Below are 2,714 nucleotides of genomic sequence, written 5' to 3'. Positions count from 1 at the left end.
TCAAAGAACTACTTGGTCGCTCATTTGCGACTTCCTTATGTTAACATCTTCGTTAGTTAATGTCAACTAAGTTTTTTATTTCGTTTGCCGCTTTCTGCGTTGTTGCATCGGCGACTTGTTCTATATTACACCTCTACACTCCAATCGTCAACATCTTTTTATAAAGAAATTCAATTTAATATTTTTGCACTCGTTCAGCTAGATAAGAACCTACAAAAATTTCATTAACGAGAGCCCATCTTCTTCCCTACTTTACTAATCCATCCGTTACACCTTCTTTAATTTGTACGGACGGTTTTTAATTCTTGGAGGTAACACTCATATAAAAGAAACAACATATTAGCCGAGATAGAACAATTAGTCGAGCATATGGAAATTTCATGCTGGACGATTACTAGAGGCAGTTTCTCTTGATACGCTGCGTAAAGCAAACTGTAAGTACATGATAAAGAGAATATTCGTATTTACTCTCACTATCGAACAACAGGGCCACATCAAAAAAATATTTATTCTTAAGGATATTGAAGTATTAAAAATGAAGATGCGTGAAGACAGATTAGAAGTGTATTTCACCAAGCTAGTTGGAGATGGCACAATTGATCAATCCACTCTACACAGCACTATTAAAACTAAAACATTCTAATATGCTTTTAATTAGCATTATTGGGGCTGGTGTCACACCTTTCTTAGTGACGGTAGCGTCTTATATACTACTCTAGTTATAGGATTCTCCTTATATAGGTAGTAGTCACTTAATTATTTACTCGTGAATATACAGAAGATACACTAAAAAAATTACTAACTACCCCGGTGTCACGCATTAGCTTTATTATAACTAAGTTTATCATTCTCTTTCTTTGGATTTAGAGCTATTGGGGAACTTCGCTGGTTTTAACACCACTTTACTTTTAAGTTCTCTCCTAAACTTTTTAAATATGCGGTAGACTTCCCTTCCTTTATCTTTAAAAATTGTACTATTCATTCTTCTAATGAAGGCTTATGTACCTCCTATTATATTAAAGGTCATTATTACAATGACTAACATTATGCTCGTGACCTCCAAACATATGGATTCATTTATATGGACCGCTATTCTAGACCTGACTGGAGATCTATTAGTAAAAGTAAATTATAAGACTGCATCTGAGTTCTCATTTCTCATTACTCTTCCTGTAATAGTTGGAGCGACAGGCTTAGATTTATTAAAAAGCTGGAAGTATTTAAGTTTGAATGATTTCCCTATGTATGCGGTAATAGTAGCAATGCTAACGGTAGTAATATTCCTAAAAGTTTTAGAAAAGATAGGTTTAAAACATTTTGCATATTATGCGTATATTGTTGGCCATCTTATTTACACTGTTCGTATTGCTATAGATTCATATAAGTCACATATTATTAAACCTCTAGTATTACTCACTTCAATATGGGATAGATACTGTTACAAGCTATGCTTAAAGTCTGAATCTAGTAATAGCACTTCTTCTTTATATTCTAAGCAATCATTATATAACGTTCTTCACTCGTACTTAACTTCTCTATAAAAGGCCCCAATTATAGGATTTAAGGAAGCTTATCCTATGCCTATATACAAACAATTATCGTTTGGCTATTAATAATGTTTTTATAACACCTTTATATGATGAAGATCACCCGCGCTATATTTATATAGGCACTGCCGGAAAACTTCTTCCTGTTTCTGTATTTATGAAAGAGAAGTACATATAGGCGATACACTATCCAGGTATTACCTCTACCTTTAGAACAACTCAAATTACAAATAAGCTACATAAAAACTATAGACTAATTGGATTTATTCCCGATAAACTCGCCCCCAACTTGTTTATATTAGCGTGATAATAAAGAGAAGCATACTGTTCAAGCCGCAACAAGTAGCCGATTATACTTTAATTACTTTATTTATGAAGCTACACCCAAAAAGGGTTTTTCCCTTCTATTATATGGGATTATACAGGAAAGACGAATATAAGTGGACAGAACGTGTTTACAAACCATATTCATTCAGCGTATTCAAAGGAATTACAAATAAACAAATTACATGCGGGACCTATAAAGTGAGTTTTTAATAACTATCGAGGATATTTCATTTTCTACCTAACTTCTTTTTTCTACTGAAGCTTAGATTGGAAGTATTATCCCCCTAAAATAGCAGGATAAAAGGAATTAAATTTAATTAAGGTAATAATGCAAATAAACCCATTAGTACAAACATATTAGGATACTTATTCGGGGACAGTTGGTGATTCTCCTGATTATCTCGCCAAATTGGTAATTGACGGCATAAAAACTGCAACATGTTTCGGCCATATTCTCTATGACTTGGAAAATAAACCACTACCTGTAGCAATTATTAGTACAATAGAGGTAACTGGAACACCAATAAATACAGTAAACGAGAATTTGGCTATTACTGAAAGTGAAGAGAATCTTACTTATAATTACTGGAGAAACACCCATATTCAGTTCTTCACGAAGGAACTGAATGAACTTAGCCTTAGTTTTTCTGAAAATATACTGCTTGTTTGTGAGCGTTTTAAACCTATTGATGTGAAAAAATAAATACAGCTTGTCATCTATTACTTCAGAAATACGTAGATGACAAGCTTATTTTATAAAACACAAAAAAGACGAGTCATTCTGACTCGTCTTAAAGTTGCTTGGCGACGTCCTACTCTCACAGGGACAAGGTCCCAACT

Annotated in this window: 4 pseudogenes; all 4 read left to right on the top strand. The window is 33.5% G+C overall.

Annotated elements, in window-relative coordinates:
* Window positions 1-330 precede the first annotated feature (330 nt).
* A pseudogene (locus tag ACQKNI_RS26040) lies at window positions 331-643 on the top strand (hypothetical protein); the annotation flags it as partial.
* Window positions 597-1,541: pseudogene (locus tag ACQKNI_RS26035) on the top strand (ABC transporter permease). The pseudogenes ACQKNI_RS26040 and ACQKNI_RS26035, both read left to right, overlap by 47 nt.
* Window positions 1,542-1,596: 55 nt before the next feature.
* Window positions 1,597-1,933, top strand: a pseudogene (locus ACQKNI_RS26030) (peptidase M20); the annotation flags it as partial.
* A gap of 275 nt (window positions 1,934-2,208) precedes the next feature.
* Window positions 2,209-2,577: pseudogene (locus ACQKNI_RS26025) on the top strand (ASCH domain-containing protein).
* The last annotated feature ends 137 nt before the right edge of the window (window positions 2,578-2,714 follow it).

Source organism: Bacillus sp. NPDC094064 (assembly GCF_050279585.1).
GTDB lineage: Bacteria > Bacillota > Bacilli > Bacillales > Bacillaceae_G > Bacillus_A.
Note: the sequence above shows the minus strand (reverse complement) of the source record. Positions and strands in the feature narration are given on the sequence as shown.